The organism is Aminobacter sp. UC22_36, assembly GCF_044056035.1.
In the GTDB taxonomy this organism is placed as follows: Bacteria; Pseudomonadota; Alphaproteobacteria; order Rhizobiales; family Rhizobiaceae; genus Aminobacter.
In genome coordinates, this window is sequence record NZ_CP171996.1 from 5,244,929 (window position 1) to 5,262,269 (window position 17,341).

14 protein-coding genes are annotated in these 17,341 nt (G+C 63.9%); 10 read left to right on the forward strand and 4 right to left on the reverse strand.

Annotated features, from left to right (window positions below; genetic code table 11):
- Positions 1-77: 77 nt before the first annotated feature.
- The 8 genes from ACHMW7_RS29185 to ACHMW7_RS29220 all read left to right on the forward strand — a co-directional run bounded on the left by ACHMW7_RS29185 (position 78) and on the right by ACHMW7_RS29220 (position 9,978).
- Positions 78-2,870, forward strand: a complete 2,793-nt coding sequence (locus tag ACHMW7_RS29185; protein WP_395448818.1) for a [protein-PII] uridylyltransferase — start codon at positions 78-80, stop codon at positions 2,868-2,870.
- A gap of 58 nt (positions 2,871-2,928) precedes the next feature.
- Positions 2,929-4,527, forward strand: coding sequence for a murein biosynthesis integral membrane protein MurJ (murJ, locus tag ACHMW7_RS29190; protein WP_395448819.1), 1,599 nt, complete (start codon positions 2,929-2,931; stop codon positions 4,525-4,527).
- A gap of 136 nt (positions 4,528-4,663) precedes the next feature.
- Positions 4,664-5,848: an acyltransferase family protein gene (locus ACHMW7_RS29195; RefSeq protein ID WP_395448820.1), complete on the forward strand. Its 1,185-nt coding sequence runs from the start codon at positions 4,664-4,666 to the stop codon at positions 5,846-5,848.
- Positions 5,849-5,986: 138 nt separating this feature from the next.
- A complete protein-coding gene (locus ACHMW7_RS29200) occupies positions 5,987-6,517 on the forward strand; it encodes a dTDP-4-dehydrorhamnose 3,5-epimerase family protein (protein ID WP_395448821.1) in 531 nt (176 codons plus the stop codon).
- A gap of 67 nt (positions 6,518-6,584) precedes the next feature.
- Entirely contained in the window at positions 6,585-7,442 is an 858-nt protein-coding gene (locus ACHMW7_RS29205; protein ID WP_395448822.1) for a glycosyltransferase family 2 protein, read from the forward strand.
- A gap of 81 nt (positions 7,443-7,523) precedes the next feature.
- Positions 7,524-8,591 (forward strand): tryptophan--tRNA ligase, encoded by a 1,068-nt coding sequence (trpS, locus tag ACHMW7_RS29210; RefSeq protein ID WP_395448823.1) that lies wholly within the window; start codon positions 7,524-7,526, stop codon positions 8,589-8,591.
- 183 nt (positions 8,592-8,774) lie between these two features.
- Positions 8,775-9,266, forward strand: coding sequence for a universal stress protein (locus ACHMW7_RS29215; protein WP_395448824.1), 492 nt, complete (start codon positions 8,775-8,777; stop codon positions 9,264-9,266).
- Positions 9,267-9,402: 136 nt separating this feature from the next.
- Positions 9,403-9,978: a NifU family protein gene (locus tag ACHMW7_RS29220; protein WP_395448825.1), complete on the forward strand. Its 576-nt coding sequence runs from the start codon at positions 9,403-9,405 to the stop codon at positions 9,976-9,978.
- A 90-nt stretch (positions 9,979-10,068) separates the two neighbouring features.
- Here ACHMW7_RS29220 and ACHMW7_RS29225 read toward each other — a convergent pair whose 3' ends face one another.
- Positions 10,069-10,689, reverse strand: a complete 621-nt coding sequence (locus ACHMW7_RS29225) for a L,D-transpeptidase (protein WP_395448826.1) — start codon at positions 10,687-10,689, stop codon at positions 10,069-10,071.
- Positions 10,690-10,985: 296 nt separating this feature from the next.
- Between ACHMW7_RS29225 and ACHMW7_RS29230 the strand changes: the two genes are divergently transcribed.
- Positions 10,986-11,486, forward strand: a complete 501-nt coding sequence (locus tag ACHMW7_RS29230) for an MmcB family DNA repair protein (RefSeq protein ID WP_395448827.1) — start codon at positions 10,986-10,988, stop codon at positions 11,484-11,486.
- A gap of 80 nt (positions 11,487-11,566) precedes the next feature.
- Here ACHMW7_RS29230 and ACHMW7_RS29235 read toward each other — a convergent pair whose 3' ends face one another.
- From ACHMW7_RS29235 to hrpB, 3 genes are all read right to left on the reverse strand, one after another.
- Entirely contained in the window at positions 11,567-12,127 is a 561-nt protein-coding gene (locus ACHMW7_RS29235) for an ActR/PrrA/RegA family redox response regulator transcription factor (protein ID WP_395448828.1), read from the reverse strand.
- 174 nt (positions 12,128-12,301) lie between these two features.
- Positions 12,302-13,627: an ActS/PrrB/RegB family redox-sensitive histidine kinase gene (locus tag ACHMW7_RS29240; RefSeq protein ID WP_395448829.1), complete on the reverse strand. Its 1,326-nt coding sequence runs from the start codon at positions 13,625-13,627 to the stop codon at positions 12,302-12,304.
- A gap of 158 nt (positions 13,628-13,785) precedes the next feature.
- Positions 13,786-16,335 (reverse strand): ATP-dependent helicase HrpB, encoded by a 2,550-nt coding sequence (gene hrpB, locus ACHMW7_RS29245; RefSeq protein ID WP_395448830.1) that lies wholly within the window; start codon positions 16,333-16,335, stop codon positions 13,786-13,788.
- Between the two features lie 245 nt (positions 16,336-16,580).
- On the opposite strand from hrpB, the gene ACHMW7_RS29250 reads away from it, so the two are divergent.
- Positions 16,581-17,297, forward strand: a complete 717-nt coding sequence (locus ACHMW7_RS29250; protein WP_395448831.1) for a hypothetical protein — start codon at positions 16,581-16,583, stop codon at positions 17,295-17,297.
- The last annotated feature ends 44 nt before the right edge of the window (positions 17,298-17,341 follow it).

Genomic DNA, 17,341 nt, shown 5'->3' on the forward strand with positions numbered 1-17,341 from the left:
CTTCGAAGGTCGGCCATACCCATGGCAAAAAATTCGCGCTATAGACGCCGCCACAAGGGCGAGGCCAGCCGAGGCAGATGAACAAAGTTCCGCTCAAACTCGAACAGCTGATAGACGCGGACGAACTGCGCCGCGAACTGACAGCGCAGACCAGCGACGGCGATGGCACCGACCCCGCCGTGCGGGCCAAGGCGCTGCAGTTGTTCAAGGAGCGCATTGCCGCCGGGAAAAGCGTCGCCGAAAAGCTGCTGATGGAAGACAGCGGCGGCACGAGTTGCGCCGTGCGGATTTCGCATCTGATGGACGAGAGCATCCGCGTCCTCTACGACTTCGCCGTCACCCATGTTTACCGGGCCAAGAACCCGTCCTCGGCCGAGCGCATGGCGGTTGTCGCTGTCGGCGGCTACGGACGCGGCACGCTTGCCCCGGGATCCGACATCGACCTGTTGTTCCTGCTGCCCTACAAGCAGACGCCGTGGGGCGAGCAGATCGTCGAATACATGCTCTACATGCTGTGGGACATGGGGCTGAAGGTCGGCCACGCCACCCGCAACATCGATGAGTGCCTGCGGCTTTCGCGCAGCGACATCACCATTCGCACGGCGATTCTCGAAGCCCGCTTTGTCTGGGGCGAAAAGCCGCTTTGTGACGAGCTGATCGACCGCTTCGACAAGGAGCTGGTGAAAGACACCGGGCCTGAATACGTCCAGGCCAAGCTTGCCGAGCGCGACGCGCGCCACGCCAAGGCAGGCGAGAGCCGCTATCTTGTCGAGCCCAACATCAAGGACGGCAAGGGCGGCCTGCGCGACCTGCACACGCTGTTTTGGATCGCCAAATATTATTACCGCGTGCGCACCGGCGCCGAGCTGATCGACAAGGGCGTGTTCACCGAAGGCGAATATGGCCAGTTCGTCGAGGCCGAGGACTTCCTGTGGGCGGTGCGTTGCCACATGCATTTCCTGACCGGCAAGCCGGAGGAGCGGCTGCATTTCGACATCCAGCGCGAGATTGCCGAGCGACTCGGCTACACCACGCATCCCGGGTTGTCGGCTGTCGAACGTTTCATGAAGGACTACTTCCTCGTCGCCAAGGAAGTCGGCGACCTGACGCGCATCTTCTGTGCTGCGCTCGAAGAGGAGCAGGCCAAGGACGTACCGGGCTTCAACCGCTTCCTGCAGGGCTTTTCGCGGCGGCGGCGCAAACTGGCCGGCACCAGCGACTTCATCATCGACAATCATCGCATCACTGTCGCCGACGACAAGGTGTTCGAGCGCGACCCGGTCAACATGGTGCGCTTCTTCTGGTTCGCTGACCGGCACGGACTGGAGCTGCACCCCAACGCGCTCAAGCTGCTGACACGCTCGCTCGGGCTTGTCGACAAGACGCTGCGCCGCAACGTCGAGGCCAACCGGCTGTTTCTCGATGTGCTGACCTCGGACCGCAATCCCGAGCTCAACCTCAGGCGGATGAATGAGGCAGGGCTGCTTGGCCGGCTGATCCCCGACTTCGGCAAGATCGTCGCGATGATGCAGTTTTCGATGTACCACCACTACACCGTCGACGAGCACCTGCTCCGCTGCATTGGCGTTCTGTCGGAGATCGAGCATGGCGACGGCGCCAAGATCCATCCGCTCAGCCATTCGCTGATCGGCGGACTGAAGAAGCAGCGTGAAGTGCTCTATGTCGCGGTGCTGCTGCACGACATCGCCAAGGGCCGGCCCGAGGATCATTCCGAGGCCGGCGGCAAGATCGCCCGCCGCATCTGTCCGCATATGGGGCTGTCGCCGGCCGACACCGAAACCGTCGCCTGGCTGGTCGAAAACCACCTCGTGATGTCGATGACGGCGCAGACGCGCGACCTCAACGACCGCAAGACGATCGACGACTTCGCCGATGTGGTGCAGTCGGTCGAGCGGCTCAAGCTTCTGCTGATCCTGACTGTCTGCGACATTCGCGGCGTCGGGCCTGGCGTGTGGAACGGCTGGAAGGGCCAGCTCCTGCGCACGCTGTACTACGAGACCGAGCTTTTGCTGACCGGCGGCTTTTCCGAACTGTCGCGGGCCGAACGCACGGCCGCAGCGCGCGAGACGCTGGCCACGGCGCTGTCTAACTGGACCGAAAAGGCGCGGCAGAAATACGTCAAGCTGCATTATGACGACTACCTTTTGACCGTCGATCTGGAGGACCAGAAGCGTCACGCCGAATTCATCCACGGCGCCGACGAGGCCGGCAAGCAGCTGTCGACGATGGTGCGGACGCACGAATTCGAGGCGGTCACCGAGATCACCATTCTGGCGCAGGATCATCCGCGCCTGCTGTCGGTGATCGCAGGTGCCTGTGCTGCTGCCGGAGGCAACATCGTCGACGCGCAGATCTTCACCACCGCCGACGGGCGCGCGCTCGACATCATCTTGATTTCGCGCGAGTTCGACCGCGACGAGGACGAGCGCAGGCGCGCCGAACGCGTCGGCCAGCTGATCGAGGACGTGCTGTCGGGCAAGAGCTGGTTGCCGGAGATGATCGCCAGGCGGGCCAAGCCCAAGCGCGGCCAGAAGACCTTCCGCATCCAGCCGCGTGCCGAGATCCGCAACGCCCTGTCGAACCGCTTTTCGGTGATTGAGGTCGAAGGCCTCGATCGTCCAGGCTTCCTGTCGGAGATCACCGGTGCGCTGTCCGACCTGTCGCTCGACATCGCTTCGGCGCACATCACCACCTTTGGCGAAAAGGTGATCGACACATTCTACGTCACCGACCTGACCGGCCAGAAGATCGACAATCCGACGCGGCTCGAAAACATCCGTACCCGCCTGATCGCCACGCTGGAAGGTCCGAACGCCGAGCGCAGCAAGGCCAAGGCGGCGGCGGAATGATCTGTCCCGATCCGAAGACCATCGTCCCGCCCGAATCCCCAAGGCATCGTCGCACCCCATGTCACTGATCAAAAAATTCGCGACGGTCGCCTCGGGCACGCTGATGAGCCGGGTGCTGGGGTTTGCGCGCGAGATGCTGATGGCGGCGGCACTCGGCACCGGACCGGTGGCCGACGCCTTCTACGCCGCCTTCCAGTTTCCCAACACCTTCCGCCGACTGTTTGCCGAGGGCGCCTTCAACGCTGCCTTCGTGCCACTGTTCGCCAAGGAGATCGAAGCCAACGGCGTCGAGGGCGCCAAGCGCTTTTCGGAGGAAGTGTTCGGCGTGCTGTTTTCGGCACTTTTGGTGCTGACCATCGCCATGGAACTGGCGATGCCGCTGATCGTGCGCTTTGTCGTGGCGCCAGGTTTCGCCGACAACCCGGAGAAATACGACCTGACGGTGGCGCTGGCGACCATCATGTTCCCCTACCTGATCTGCATGTCGCTGGCGGCGATGATGAGCGGCATGCTCAATTCGCTGCGCCGCTATTTCGCCGCGGCGATCGCGCCCGTATTCCTCAATATCATCCTTGTCGGCGTACTGGCCAATGCCTGGTATCGCGGCCATGACGGGCTGACAGTCGGCTATGCGCTCGCCTGGGGCGTGCTGGCGGCTGGGCTTGTGCAGTTGATCATCGTCTGGATCGCGGTGCGCCATGCCGGCATTGCCATCGGCTTCCGTCGGCCCAAGCTGACGCCCAACGTCAAGCGCCTTTTATGGCTGGCGCTGCCTGCGGCGATCACTGGCGGCATCACCCAGATCAACACGCTGATCGGGACGGCCATCGCCTCCGGCCAGGATAGTGCTGTGTCGTCGCTGAACCTCGCCGACCGGGTCTACCAGTTGCCGCTCGGCGTCGTCGGCGTTGCGGTTGCCATCGTGCTGTTGCCCGAGCTGTCGCGGGCGCTGAAGTCCGGCAACCTCATCGAGGCCGCCAACCTGCAAAACCGCTCTGTCGAGTTCACGCTGTTCCTGACCTTGCCTGCGGCAGCGGCATTGCTCGTCATTTCCGAGCCGATCGTGCGCGTGCTCTACGAGCGCGGCGCGTTCGCGGCGACCAATAGCACGCCCGTGGTGTCAGCGATCCTGGCCATATTCGGCCTTGGCCTGCCGGCCTTCGTGCTGATCAAGGCCTTTACGCCGGGCTTCTTCGCCCGCGAGGACACACGCACGCCGATGTATTTCGCCGCTGTGTCGGTGGCGGTCAACATTTCGGTGGCGCTGACGCTGTTTCCCTCCTGGGGGGCACCCGGGATCGCCGCGGCTTCGGCGGTCGCCGGCTGGGTCAACGCGGCAATGCTGCTTGGAACCTTGATCTGGCGCGGCCAGTGGGACCGCGATGCGGCGCTGCTGAAGCGTGTCCCGCGCCTTGTTGTCGCCTCGGCCGTCATGGCAGCTGGGCTTTGGTTCGCCGCCCGCGAAGCCGATCAATGGCTCGGGTCGGAAGCACCGGTCTACACCCAGGCGACGGCACTCGCCGTGCTGGTGGCAGGTGCGATGACCGTCTATTTCGCCATTGCCTTCGCCATCGGTGGCGCCGATGCCGGGATGATCAGGCGCAACATCAAGCGCAATCGCGCGAACCCCGCCCCCACCGCCGTCGAACCCGACTGACAAAATTACCGCCCACCTTGGCTGGTTTCTTAAGTTTTCACGGGCAATACATCAGGCGGGCGCAATATCGATCTATGAACGACTTCGCTCGTCCATAGTGCAGCGAGATGGGGGCTAGGGCCCGATGCAACAAAGCATGAGACTTCACTATATCGACTGGCTGCGGGTCTCAGCCTTTGCCATCCTGATTCTGTATCATTCTTCGATCGCCTTCTTCCCCGACCTTTCCTGGCTGATCAGCAGCCCGGAACACAGCCCGAACCTGTCGCTGGTGATGATGTTCCCGCGCGTCTGGCGGCTGGCGCTGCTGTTTTTCGTTTCGGGCATGGGCACGTGGTTTGCCTTCCGTTCGGAAACCGGGCTCGCCTTCCTGCGCGGTCGCTTCACCAGGCTGTTTTTGCCGCTGATCTTCGCCATGTGCGTGATCATCGTGCCGCAGGTCTGGTACGAGCGCCTGCTCGACGGCCGCTTCGACGGCTCACTGATGGAATTCTGGGTGCTGAACTACTTCACCGAAGGGCGCTACCCCACAGGCAATTTCTCCTGGGCGCATATGTGGTTCGTCGCCTATCTGCTGGTCATGACAGTGGTCTGCTATCCGGTCTTTCTGGCTATGATCGACCCGCGGATGCGGCCAGTGACCGACTGGTTCGAGCGCACGGCGCGTTCGCCCGCCATCTATCTGCTCGTGCTGATGCCGCTTGTGCTCCATCTCGCGCTGTCGCCGATTTTCCCACGCCAGACCAATGTGCTCTACAATGACGGTGCCTGGTTTGCTGCTTACGCGAGCTGGTTCGGGCTTGGCTTTCTCGTCGCCAAGCACCATCAGGCGGTGATCGGCGGAATCATCGGCAGGCGCTGGTGGAGTGCCGCTATCGCCGCCGTGCTGACCGCGAGCCTCTACCGCTTTGCCTGGGTGGACGAGGTACATGGCATCGGCGGTGCCCATGGCGGCATGAACGAGGTGGTTTACAAGACGCTGTCGTTCACGCTGGCCTGGTGCGTGATCCTGGCTGCTGTCGGTTTTGCCGCGCTCTACGTCAACCGCCCGAGCAAGGCGCTGACCTGGCTCAACGCCAAGATCTTCCCGCTCTACATCGCACACCAGACATTTGTCGTCATGGCACTTTATTACGTCCTGCCGCTCGGCCAGCCATTGATGGTCAAATACGCGCTCGTCGTTGCCATCACTACCTTCTGGTCGCTGACGTTTGCCATGCTCGCCGATCGACTGCCCGCACCCTACCGGACACTGGTCGGCCTGCCGGACAGGAAGGTTGCCCGCACCGCGCGCAGCAAAGCTGTATCATCGCGGACCTAGGACCACGCTCGTTCCCCATAGCCGTCGTCTCTTTTGGCGTTGCCTTTGACAGCGACTGGACAGATATAAGGGACGGGGAAGCTACCTGCACTGCTGCCGGACTGGTTGGGACGTGCCTGGTTTTGGGGAGAAGGCTAATTGGAAAAGCTCAGACTTACGGATTTCGTCGACGACCAGCCGTGGAACGACGACATTCCGTTTTTGGATGACGTCCCAGTCAATGATCAGATCGAGGGCGTGCGGCTCCAGCGGTTAAGCACGCGCGCAGACAAGCGCGGCGACCTCACGGTACTTTTGTCGGCATTGAAAGAGCCCATCGTGTCGCCTCCCCATATCTACCTGGTGTCGGCGGAACCGGGGTCGATCAGGGCGTGGGTCTATCACAAGCGGCAATCCGACCGCCTCGCCTACACAAACGGCGAGATAAGGGTTGTCCTCTACGACCTGCGTGCGGACAGCCCGACATACCAAAAGCTCAACGTCCTTGATGTCGGCGCCGCAAACAAGGTGCTTCTGACGATCCCGCCCTATGTCGTCCACGGCGTCCAAAACAGGGGTACGGTCGCGGCAACGTTCGTCAACATGCCGACGAACGCCTACGATCCTGCGAACCCGGACAAGTCACGGGTGCGCTACGATCATCCGGACATCCCCTACACATTCGTCTGACAGTGCCAACGCTGTCTGTCGTCATCGTGACTTACTGTCGGGGCAGGTACAGCACGAGGATGCCGGAATGAGCAGCAAACCTTTCGCCACCGTGCTGATGCCGACGCACAACCATGCGCACCTGATCGGCTATGCGATCCGGAGCATCCAGGATCAGACCTTCGCCGATTTCGAGCTGTTCGTGGTCGGCGACGGCGCATCGGCGGAAACGCGCGATATCGTCGAGGAGTTTGCCCGCAACGACCCGCGCGTCCGCTATTTCGATTTCCCCAAAGGCCAGCGCCATGGCGAGGCCCACAGGCATATCGTCCTGCAGGAAGCGCGCGGCGAGATCGTCGCCTATTGCGGCGACGACGATCTTTGGCTGCGCGGGCATCTTGCCAGCCTGGTCAAGCTGCTGAAGCAATATGACTTCGGCCACATGGTGCAGATCAACGTGCATGGCCCGGAGGAATTCGTCGTCTACGGTGGAAGCTTGGCCGAACCAGGATGCTGGCGCAAAGTGCGCGACGGCCAAGCGGCATTCTTCGGCCTGACCGTCGGCGGTCACCGGATGAGCGCCTATCGCGCCTTGCCTCTGGGATGGAGCCCGGCGCCGCCCGAAATCTACACCGACCAGTTCATGTGGCGTAAATTCTTGCGCCAGCCGGGCTTGCGCTTCGCCTCCTGCATCGAAGCGAGTTCGATCCATATCATTTCGCCATTGCGGACGGACTGGACCGCGGAACAACGGGTGGCGGAACTGAGTGACCTGTTCGAACGTCGCGACAGTGCCGAACTTCGGACCAAACTCGATACAGCGATCCGCAAGGCTCACAAAGGATGGACGGCGCCCAGTGATCCCTTGTCGAAGCGCCTTGCCGGCGGAGCGAAACGGCTCGGCCTGCGTATCGAGAGACAGGTTCGAAGCTGGCGTCCCTCTTGATCGGCTGAGCGCCATCGTCCATAAGCGCCACTCGAATTTCGCCGCGCGCGAAACGGCCCTCCACAAGCCACGGGATCCATCATGACCGCCTTCAAACCGCTGATCTTCTCCGGCGTCCAGCCGACCGGCAATCTGCACCTCGGCAACTATCTCGGCGCCATCCGCAAGTTCGTCGCCCTGCAGGAAACCAACGAATGCATCTATTGCGTCGTTGACCTGCACTCGCTGACGGCCCAGCTCGTCCATGACGACCTCCAGGGACAGACACGCTCGATCACCGCGGCGTTCCTGGCTTCCGGCATCGACCCGAAGAAGCACATCGTCTTCAACCAAGCCCGCGTGCTGCAGCATGCCGAACTGGCATGGATCTTCAATTGCGTGGCGCGCATCGGTTGGATGAACCGGATGACGCAGTTCAAGGACAAGGCCGGCAAGGATCGCGAGAACGCGTCGCTGGGCCTGCTTGCCTATCCGAGCCTGATGGCTGCCGACATCCTGGTCTACCGCGCCACCCATGTGCCGGTCGGCGACGACCAGAAGCAGCATCTCGAACTGACGCGCGACATCGCCCAGAAGTTCAACAACGACTTCTCCGCCCGCATCGCCGATCTCGGCATCGGTGTGGAGATGCAGGTGGGCGAAGAGACGGTCAACGGCTACTTCCCGATCACCGAGCCGATCATCGGCGGGCCGGCGGCGCGCATCATGTCGCTGCGTGACGGTTCGAAGAAGATGTCGAAGTCGGACCCGTCCGACCTATCGCGTATCAACCTGACCGACGATGCCGACACGATCTCGAAGAAGATCCGCAAGGCCAAGACCGACCCGGCGCCGTTGCCGAGCGAACTCGATGAACTCAAGGAACGCCCGGAGGCGGAAAACCTCGTCGGCATCTATGCCGGCCTGGCCGACACGACCAAGGAAGAGGTGCTGCGCCAGTTTGCCGGCCAGCAGTTCTCGGTGTTCAAGCCGGCCCTTGCCGACCTCGCGGTCGACAAGCTGGCGCCGATCGCCGACGAGATGCGCCGCCTGATGGCGGATCCCGGCCATATCGATGCCGTGCTGCGTGACGGCGCAGACCGCGCGCGTGTCATCGCCGAAGGCACCATGAAGGACGTGCGCAACATCATCGGCCTGCTCGGCGACTGAAACAACATCGGCGCTGGCTGCTTGCGGGCAGCCGGCGCCGGTGGCAGATTGCCGATCAGAGCCTGTTCCATTCCGACTTTGTCGGAATGGGCTCTATCTTATTGCTGGAGCATGATCTTATCCGAAAACCGGTTACCGCTTTTCGGGATCATGCTCTAAAACGCGGCGCAACACGGGTAGGAAATGGTCTCCAAACGCCTCAGCAAGGAAGCCGGCCACCGGCGCAAGTTCCTGGCCATCATCGACGACACGCCGGAATGCGAGCGCGCCGTTGCCTATGCTTCCAAGCGCGCCAGGAGCACGAGCGGCGTGCTGGTGCTGCTCTATGTCATCGAGCCCGACGACTTCCAGCACTGGCTGGGCGTCGAAAAGATCATGCGCGAGGAAGCGACCGCTACTGCCAACGCAGCGCTCGACGGCCATGCCGCGAAGGTGCGCGAGACGCTCGGCATCGAGCCGGAACTGGTGGTGCGCGAAGGCCGGCCGGCCGACGAGATTCACAAGCTGATTGAAGACGACCAGGATATCGCTATCCTGGTGCTGGCGGCAGGTGCCGGCAAAGAAGGCCCCGGGCCGCTTGTCGCCTCGATCGCCGGCAAGGGCGCAGCTTTCCCGATCCCGGTGACGGTGGTGCCGCAGAACCTGTCCGACGAGGACATCGACAGCCTGGCTTAATCGACCCCTGGCCTAATGGACTGGGCGCAACATATTGGCGCGGAGGCGCGCCAGCCGCTTGAATGTCGGCCGTGTAAAGCCTAATTAGAACTATTCCAAACTGAGATCCCGCGCGCGCGGGCACGGAGACACGTCCATGTTCATCCAGACCGAAGCGACCCCCAATCCGGCGACGCTGAAGTTCCTGCCGGGCAAGGAAGTTTTGCTCGAAGGCACGGCCGATTTCCGTGATGCCGAAAGCGCCCGTGCGGCTTCGCCGCTGGCCGGCCGGCTGTTCGACATTGCCGGCGTGACCGGCGTGTTCTTCGGCTACGACTTCATCACCGTGACCAAGGACGGCCCGGACTGGCAGCATCTGAAGCCGGCGATCCTCGGTTCGATCATGGAACATTTCATGTCGGGCGTGCCTGTCATGGCCGGCCAGGCTGCCGGTGGCGGCGGCCATCATGACGACCAGAACGAATTCTTTGACCAGGCCGACGCCGAGATCGTGGTGACGATCAAGGAACTGCTCGACACGCGCGTGCGTCCGGCGGTCGCCCAGGACGGCGGCGACATCACCTTCCGCGGCTACGAGAACGGCACGGTGTTCCTGCACATGAAGGGCGCTTGCGCTGGCTGTCCGTCGTCGACGGCGACGCTGAAGCACGGCATCCAGAACCTTCTGCGCCATTTCGTGCCTGAGGTGCAGCAGGTCGAGCAGATCTCCTGAGACCCAAAAGTCTCGCACCAGACAACAAAAAACCGGGCCAAAGAGCCCGGTTTTTCATTTGGACGTCCGTGTTGCCTGGACGGTCCGCAGCTATTTCACGATGACCTTGGCGCCGACTTCGACGCGATTGTAGAGGTCGATAATGTCCTGGTTCATCAGGCGGATGCAGCCCGACGACATGGCCTTGCCGATGGAACTCCACTCCGGCGTGCCATGCAGGCGGTAGCCTGAGTCGCCACCCTTGTTGAAGAGATACAGCGCACGCGCGCCGAGCGCGTTCTTGGGGCCGCCCGGCATGCCGCCCGACCATTTGGCGAGTTCGGGCTGGCGCTTGATCATTGCGGGCGGCGGCGTCCACACCGGCCATTCACGCTTCACCGCGATGCGGGCGGTACCTTGCCACTCGAAACCTTCGCGTCCGACGCCGATGCCGTAGCGCACCGCTTTGCCATCTGGCTGGACGAGGTAGAGGAACTTCTGTCCCGTATCGACGACGATGGTGCCAGGCTGCTCATCGGTTTCGTAGCGCACGATCTGGCGATGGAACTGGCGCGGAACCCTGCTGATCGGAATTGTCGGCAGCTGGTAGCCGGCATCGACGCGGCCACCGTAGTCGTTGGAGAACATGCGCGAGACGCCGTCGGTCGAACAGCCCGCGAGTGCGGTGGTCAGCGCCAGGGCGGCGACAATGGCAAGAGACTTCAATCGCATGTAGGGGTTCCCAAGCAAGAGCGGATCCGGACCGATTCGGCCTCATTTTTGCCACCATTCTTACCGGGCAGGCGTTTTGCTTGCCAAGGGGCGCAGGCCAGCAAAGCCGCGCCCGCCGCAACGTAAGCTTCGGGTTATGGCATTTCGGCAACACGCATCGCGGGAAAAGCCAGCAGATTCAACGATAGGCGGCAATGGCGGATTTTGCCGAGATGCCGAAGCGGTTGGCGGGAGCGCGTCTGGAATAATCCAGCGAACGGGTTCAAAACGTGAACAAATGATGCGATGATTGGTCCATGCCGATCATTTCACCTGTCATATCCAATCCGCTCGTCGACGGTCGCCAGTCCGACCGCGCCATGATGGTACGCCGCGGCGTGCAGCGCCTGCTGATGCAGATGGGCGCGCATGTGTTGCCCGAGATTTCGCTGGCGACGGGGCGGCGCGCCGACCTTTTGGCGCTGACGCGTCAGGGCGACATCTGGATCATCGAGATCAAGTCGTCGATTGAGGATTTCCGCGTCGATCGCAAATGGCACGACTACCGGCTGCATTCCGACCGCTTCTTCTTCGCCACCCATCCCGAGGTTCCGGCCGAGATCTTCCCGCAGGAATGCGGCTTCATCCTGTCGGACGGCTACGGCGCGGAGATCATGCGCGACGCACCCGAGCACCGCATGGCGGCGGCGACACGCAAGGCGCTGATGCTGCGCATCGCCCGCGCGGGTGCTGCCCGCCTGCTTGCCGCCGAACTCGCCGGCGTTTCGGTGCCGGCGCTGGAGGGGGAGAGTGAGTAGGGGAGTAGGGGAATAGGGCAGTAAGGCAGGCTAATCAGCCGCCCCTATTGCCTTACTGCCCTATTCCCCTAATGCCTTGCTTACCGCGGCGCCCGCTTGGCGAGGATGCGCTGTAGCGTGCGGCGGTGCATGTTGAGCCGGCGCGCGGTTTCCGAAACGTTGCGCTCGCACATCTCGTAGACGCGCTGGATATGCTCCCAGCGGACACGATCGGCCGACATCGGATTTTCCGGCGGCGCGGCGCGTTCGCCCGAGGAATTGGTGAGCGCGGCATAGACGTCGTCGGCATCGGCCGGCTTGGACAAATAGTCGATGGCGCCGAGCTTCACCGCGGTGACGGCAGTGGCGATGTTGCCGTAGCCGGTGAGGATGACGGTACGAGTGTCTTCGCGGCGCTCGCGGATGGCCGACACCACGTCGAGGCCATTGCCATCGCCAAGCCGCATGTCGACCACGGCGTAGGCAGGGGGATTGGCGCGCACCTTGGCGACCGCTTCCTCGACGCTCTCGGCGGTGTCGACGGCAAAGCCGCGGCTTTCCATGGCTCGCGCCAGGCGCGTCAGGAACGGCTTGTCGTCATCGACAAGCAACAATGAGTGGTCTTCGCCCGGCAACCCGGCCGCAATGTCCTGGGCGGTCATCGCCTTTGATCCTTTTTGTCGTTGATCCCAGTCGTTCTTATGTTTTTCCAAGCAGATATAGGTGCAAAGCCGCGATGTCCAATGGCTGGCCGCACCCTGCGACCATCGGCAACCGGTTTGCCGGCAGGACGCCAGCCGAATTTGGCGAGTGGCATAGCTTTTCAGACTTGGCGTTCATGCCGTGTCGAACATCGTCGAGCCGGCAGGCAGCCGGCTGAGGAAGGCGGCGCGCGGCCAGGAGATCTCGACGACGGCGCCCTCACCCGGACCGCTCGAATTGGTGAAGCTGATTTCGGCGCCCGAACGCTCGAGCAAGGTCTTGGCGATGAACAGGCCAAGGCCGAGGCCGCCGCCGGGTTCAGCACCCTGGCGGGTCGACATGTAAGGTTCGCCGATACGGTCGATGATATCGGGCGGGAATCCAGGGCCGTCGTCGAGGATGACGAAACTGACGTCCTCGTCGTCCCATCTCCATCTTATTGTCACGCGGCTGCGGGCGAAATCGACGGCGTTTTCGACAAGATTGCCGAGGCCATAGATGACGCCCGGGTTGCGATGGCCGACCGGCTCGGGGCCGACGCGCTCGCCGGGATCGAGCTTGATCGAGATACCGAAATCGCGATGCGGGGCGATGACCTCCTCGACCAGCGAGGTCAAAGGCAGGCGGGCGAGGTGCTCCTCGCCCTCCGACGACAGGCTGGTGAGGCGCTTGAGGATCTCGCGGCAACGCTCGCTCTGGCTACGCAGCAGGACGACGTCCTCGCCGAATTTGGGATCGTTGCCGAGCGCCCGCTCCATCTCCTTGGCGACAAGCGTGATGGTGGCAAGCGGCGTGCCGAGCTCATGGGCGGCAGCCGCGGCAAGGCCATCGAGCGCCGACAGATGCTGCTCGCGCTGCAGCACCAGCTCGGTGGCGGCAAGCGCGTTGGCAAGCAGACGCGCCTCGTCGGCGACGCGGAAGGCATACATGGCGGTGAAGGCGATCGAGCAGCACACCGCAATCCAGATGCCCGAGGTGTAGATGAAGGGCATGGCCAGAACGATGCCGTCGTACCACGGCAGCGGCAGATGGAAGAAGGCGAGCAGGCTGACGAAGATGATGACCAGCACGGCCAGCATGGCGGTCAGCCGCAGCGGCAGCGACGTCGCCGAGATGACCACGGGCACGGTCATCAGCAGCGAGAACGGGTTGGTCAGGCCGCCGGTCATGAACAGCAGGCCGGCAAGCTGCAGGCTGTCGAAGCTCAGGATGCCGAAGGCGGCGAACGGATTGAGCCGGTGGGTCGCCGGATAGCGGAAGGCCAGGAACAGGTTGAGCCAGGCGGAACTGGCAATGAGCGCGAAACACAGGCTGACCGGCAGCGGGAATTCGAGCCAGTAAGCGACCACAACGACAGTGAAGCTCTGGCCGACGATGGCGAGCCAGCGCAGCCGGATCAGCGTGTTGAGCCTGAGCCGATGGCTCTGCTGGAGGTCGGGGGCGCGCATCAAAGAGTTCATGTCAGCTATATGCGCTGCAAGGCGCATCCGCGCCAAGCCCCAGAGCCCGTTCCACCCCGATAGAATCGGGATGAGGCTCTGTTCTTTTGATTAAGCACGATCTTTTCCGAACACGCCTCCACCTTTCGCTACGCGGACCTTCGGTTCGGGATCATGCCCTAGGTACCGCGCGGCTTGGCGCGAGCGGTTGCCTGGGCTTCCAGCGGATTGTCGGGCCAGACGTGCCTGGGATAGCGGCCGCGCATGTCGGAGCGCACGTCGGCCCATGAGCCGCGCCAGAAGCCGGGCAAGTCGCGCGTCGTCTGGATCGGGCGATGCGCCGGCGACAAAAGTTCGAGCGTCAGCGGCACGGTGCCGCCGGCGATCGAAGGGTGCTTGTCCATGCCGAACAGTTCCTGCACGCGCACCGCCAGCACCGGCCATTCGCCATCGTAGCGGATCGGCACATGGCTGCCCGAGGGCGCACTGAAGTGGGTCGGCGCAAGCGAGGTAATCTTGCGCTGGAGATCGGGCGGAACGAGCGACAGCAGGGCATCGTGGAGAACGCCGGAACCGATGCGGGCGAAGGACGCCTCACCACGCAGGAAGGGCAACAGCCAGTCCTCGAGGTGGTCGAGCAGCGCCTCGTCGGACATGTCGGGCCAGGGATCGCCGAGGCCGCGATGCAGCCAGGACAGGCGCTGGCGCAGCGTCTCGGCCTCCTTGCCCCAGTCGAGCAGGTCGAGACCGTGAGTACGCAGCGCTTCGAGAATGGCGCGGTCGGCTTCCTCACCTTTCGGCGCTGGCAACATGCGTTCGGACAGGGTGACCGCGCCGATGCGGACGGTCTCGCGGACACGGACCGAGCGTTTGTCCTTGTCGAAACTGGCTTCGGTTCTGCGCTCCAGATGGCTCGCAAGAATGTCCCGAATGTCGGCCTCGCTCACGGCCGCGGCGGACGAGATGCGGGCGTTCTGGGCCTTGCCCTGCAGGTCAGCGACGACCAGGTACTGCTCACCGGCGAGTGGATCGGCGGCGTCGACAGCGGCACCACTGCCATTGGCGAGCACGAAACGGCCGCGCTCGCCACGCGCCCTGGCGACACGATCGGGCCAGGCAAGAAGCAAGAGGGCGCCGACGCTTCCACCCTCCCCCTTGTGGGGAGGGTCGGACCGCAGGTCCGGGGTGGGGGTCGACTTTCCGCGCTCACCCCCACCCCGCCCCGCTTCGCGGGTCAACCCTCCCCACAAGGGGGAGGGTGAAGCCTGCCGCGCCAGCCGTTCCGCCAGTTGCCGGGCGGCGTTGGCGCGCGGCGAGCGCTCGGAGCGGAAACGCTGCAAGCGCCGTTCGAGATCGGCACTGTCGCCACCAAGACCGCGCTCGGTCATCAGCACGGCGAGTTGTGCCGCCTCAAGCGCCGCACCCTTGTGCGCCGCTTCGGCGACCATGTGGGCAAGACGGACAGGCAGAGCGAGCTTTCTCATGGCCTGGCCGGAGGGCGTCAGGCGACCGTCAGCGTCGATGGCGTCGAGCTCGGTCAGAAGCGCCCTCGCCTCAGCCAATGCGGGCGTTGGCGGCGGGTCGAGGAAGGCAAGTGTTGACGGGTCGGCGACACCGAAGGCGGCACAGTCGAGCAGGAAGCCGGACAGGTCGGCCTCCAATATCTCGGGTGGCGAGAAGGCCGGCAGTGCGGCGGTCTGCTCGGCGCGCCAGAGGCGGACGGCGACGCCGGGGCTGGTGCGGCCGGCACGTCCGGCGCGCTGGTCGGCGGCGGCGCGCGAGGCACGCACGGTTTCGAGCCGGGTCAGGCCATTCGCCGGTTCGTATTTCGGCAGGCGCGACAGGCCGGAATCGATGACCACACGCACGCCGTCGATGGTGATCGAGGTCTCGGCGATAGCCGTGGCGAGCACCACCTTGCGGCGGCCCAACGGCGCCGGCTTGATCGCGGCATCCTGCGCCTTGCCGTCGAGCATGCCATAGAGCGGCACGATGTCGGTGTCAGTGCCGACGCGGCCAGCGAGGCGTTCGGCGGTGCGCTCGATCTCGCGCTGGCCGGGCAGGAAGGCAAGCACGCTGCCCGGCTCGTCGGCAAGCGCATCGCGGATCGCCTTGGCCATGGCGTCCTCGATGGCAACGCCAGCAGGACGCTCGTGATAGCGGATGTCGACGGGGAAGCTGCGACCCTGGCTTTCGACGACCGCGGCACCGTCGAGCAGTCTTGAGACACGGGCGCCGTCGAGCGTCGCCGACATCACCACCAGCCTGAGGTCAGGCCGCAACGCGCCTTGCACGTCGAGCGCCAGCGCCAGGCCGAAATCGCCATCGAGCGAGCGCTCGTGGAACTCGTCAAACAGCACGGCGGCGACGCCGGGCAACTCGGGATCGTCGAGGATCATGCGAGCCAGCACGCCCTCGGTGACGACGAGGATTTTCGTCCTGGCGCTGACCTTGTTTTCCATGCGCATGGCGTAGCCGACTGTTGCACCTGGCTCCTCGCCGAGCAGCGAAGCCATGCGGCGGGCGGCGGCGCGGGCGGCCAGCCGGCGCGGTTCGAGCAGGATGATCCTGCCGTCGCCGCGCCAAGGCGCATCAAGCAGCGCCAACGGCACCAGCGTGGTCTTGCCGGCGCCGGGCGGCGCGACCAGCACGGCGCTGTTGCCTGAAGCAAGCGCGTCGGCAAGTTGCGGCAGGACCGCCGTCACCGGCAGGTCGGGGAGCTTGATCATCGGTTCCGTTCCGGGCAGCCGCACGGGCGGCAAGGCCGCAATATCAGCGGAAGCGGGCACGAAGCAACACGGACGACGCCGGAACCGCGTGCGCCAGCAACGGCTGAGGCTCGGCCCTATCTGCCGGCCGCGCATTCTTACGGTCGGTTGCGAGGATTGATTAAAACGGCGACCGGCAGCCCTTTCCCTGCCCGAAACGAGGCTCATGTGACGTTTACCTGACAGTTTTGCGACAGGAGAGGCCCATGGCGCAGGTTATCGGCACGGTAGCGCATGACGCTCCGGCGAACATGGCGCAACGTGGCCGGCTGCTGGCATGCGCGATAGCTGTGGTGAGTGCGGTTACGCTCACCGCTGCAGTCGTGGCTGTCTTCGCCCCGGGCATACGCTCCCTGCTGCTGCAAGAGGACGGCATCATCGAGATGGGCACCGCGCTCTTGCTGGCGGTGGCCGTGCTGGGAGCGGGCACTGCGACAGCGCTTGGGGGGCTGCGCCTGCCGCCGGCACTGGCGGGGCTGATCGGGTTCGCCGAATTGCTTGATGAAACCAGCTTCGGTTCGCGGCTGTTCGGGTTCGAGCCGCTGCCGCTTTATGGTGGCGGGCAGCTCGACGGATTCCACGACCTGCTGATCCTGGCATTTCGGCTACTGCAGGGCGTCAGCCAGAATCTCGGCTGGCTGCTGGTTGGCCTGATGCTCGTGCTATCAGCCGGGCTTGTTTTCTTTGCGCTGCGCCAGATCGTGCGAAACATGGCGGGGTCAACGACATGGCTCTCCGGCCACGTGCTGCTGGTGCTGCATGTCGGCCTGATCGGCCTGGCGCAGGTCATCGACATCGCAGCTTCGTCGCGCGCGTTCGCCGCTGTCGAAGAGGTGCTTGAACTCAACGCCGCGATATTGCTGGCGTTTTATGTGATGCAGGTGGGATGGGCGGGCCGGGCTCCCCTGAAACCCTCATGGTAAGCCTGCCGATCCATGAGTTTTGGGGTAGGCAGGACATGGCGCCC

What these genes read in the sequence shown, in the direction of transcription:
- ACHMW7_RS29225 (WP_395448826.1), bottom strand. Translation starts at nt 10,689, where the DNA reads ATGCGATTGAAGTCTCTTGCCATTGTCGCCGCCCTGGCGCTGACCACC.
- hrpB (WP_395448830.1), bottom strand. Translation starts at nt 16,335, where the DNA reads ATGATCAAGCTCCCCGACCTGCCGGTGACGGCGGTCCTGCCGCAACTT.
- ACHMW7_RS29205 (WP_395448822.1), top strand. Translation starts at nt 6,585, where the DNA reads ATGAGCAGCAAACCTTTCGCCACCGTGCTGATGCCGACGCACAACCAT.
- ACHMW7_RS29240 (WP_395448829.1), bottom strand. Translation starts at nt 13,627, where the DNA reads ATGAACTCTTTGATGCGCGCCCCCGACCTCCAGCAGAGCCATCGGCTC.
- ACHMW7_RS29250 (WP_395448831.1), top strand. Translation starts at nt 16,581, where the DNA reads ATGGCGCAGGTTATCGGCACGGTAGCGCATGACGCTCCGGCGAACATG.
- ACHMW7_RS29220 (WP_395448825.1), top strand. Translation starts at nt 9,403, where the DNA reads ATGTTCATCCAGACCGAAGCGACCCCCAATCCGGCGACGCTGAAGTTC.
- ACHMW7_RS29215 (WP_395448824.1), top strand. Translation starts at nt 8,775, where the DNA reads ATGGTCTCCAAACGCCTCAGCAAGGAAGCCGGCCACCGGCGCAAGTTC.
- murJ (WP_395448819.1), top strand. Translation starts at nt 2,929, where the DNA reads ATGTCACTGATCAAAAAATTCGCGACGGTCGCCTCGGGCACGCTGATG.
- ACHMW7_RS29235 (WP_395448828.1), bottom strand. Translation starts at nt 12,127, where the DNA reads ATGACCGCCCAGGACATTGCGGCCGGGTTGCCGGGCGAAGACCACTCA.
- trpS (WP_395448823.1), top strand. Translation starts at nt 7,524, where the DNA reads ATGACCGCCTTCAAACCGCTGATCTTCTCCGGCGTCCAGCCGACCGGC.
- ACHMW7_RS29230 (WP_395448827.1), top strand. Translation starts at nt 10,986, where the DNA reads ATGCCGATCATTTCACCTGTCATATCCAATCCGCTCGTCGACGGTCGC.
- ACHMW7_RS29185 (WP_395448818.1), top strand. Translation starts at nt 78, where the DNA reads ATGAACAAAGTTCCGCTCAAACTCGAACAGCTGATAGACGCGGACGAA.
- ACHMW7_RS29195 (WP_395448820.1), top strand. Translation starts at nt 4,664, where the DNA reads ATGAGACTTCACTATATCGACTGGCTGCGGGTCTCAGCCTTTGCCATC.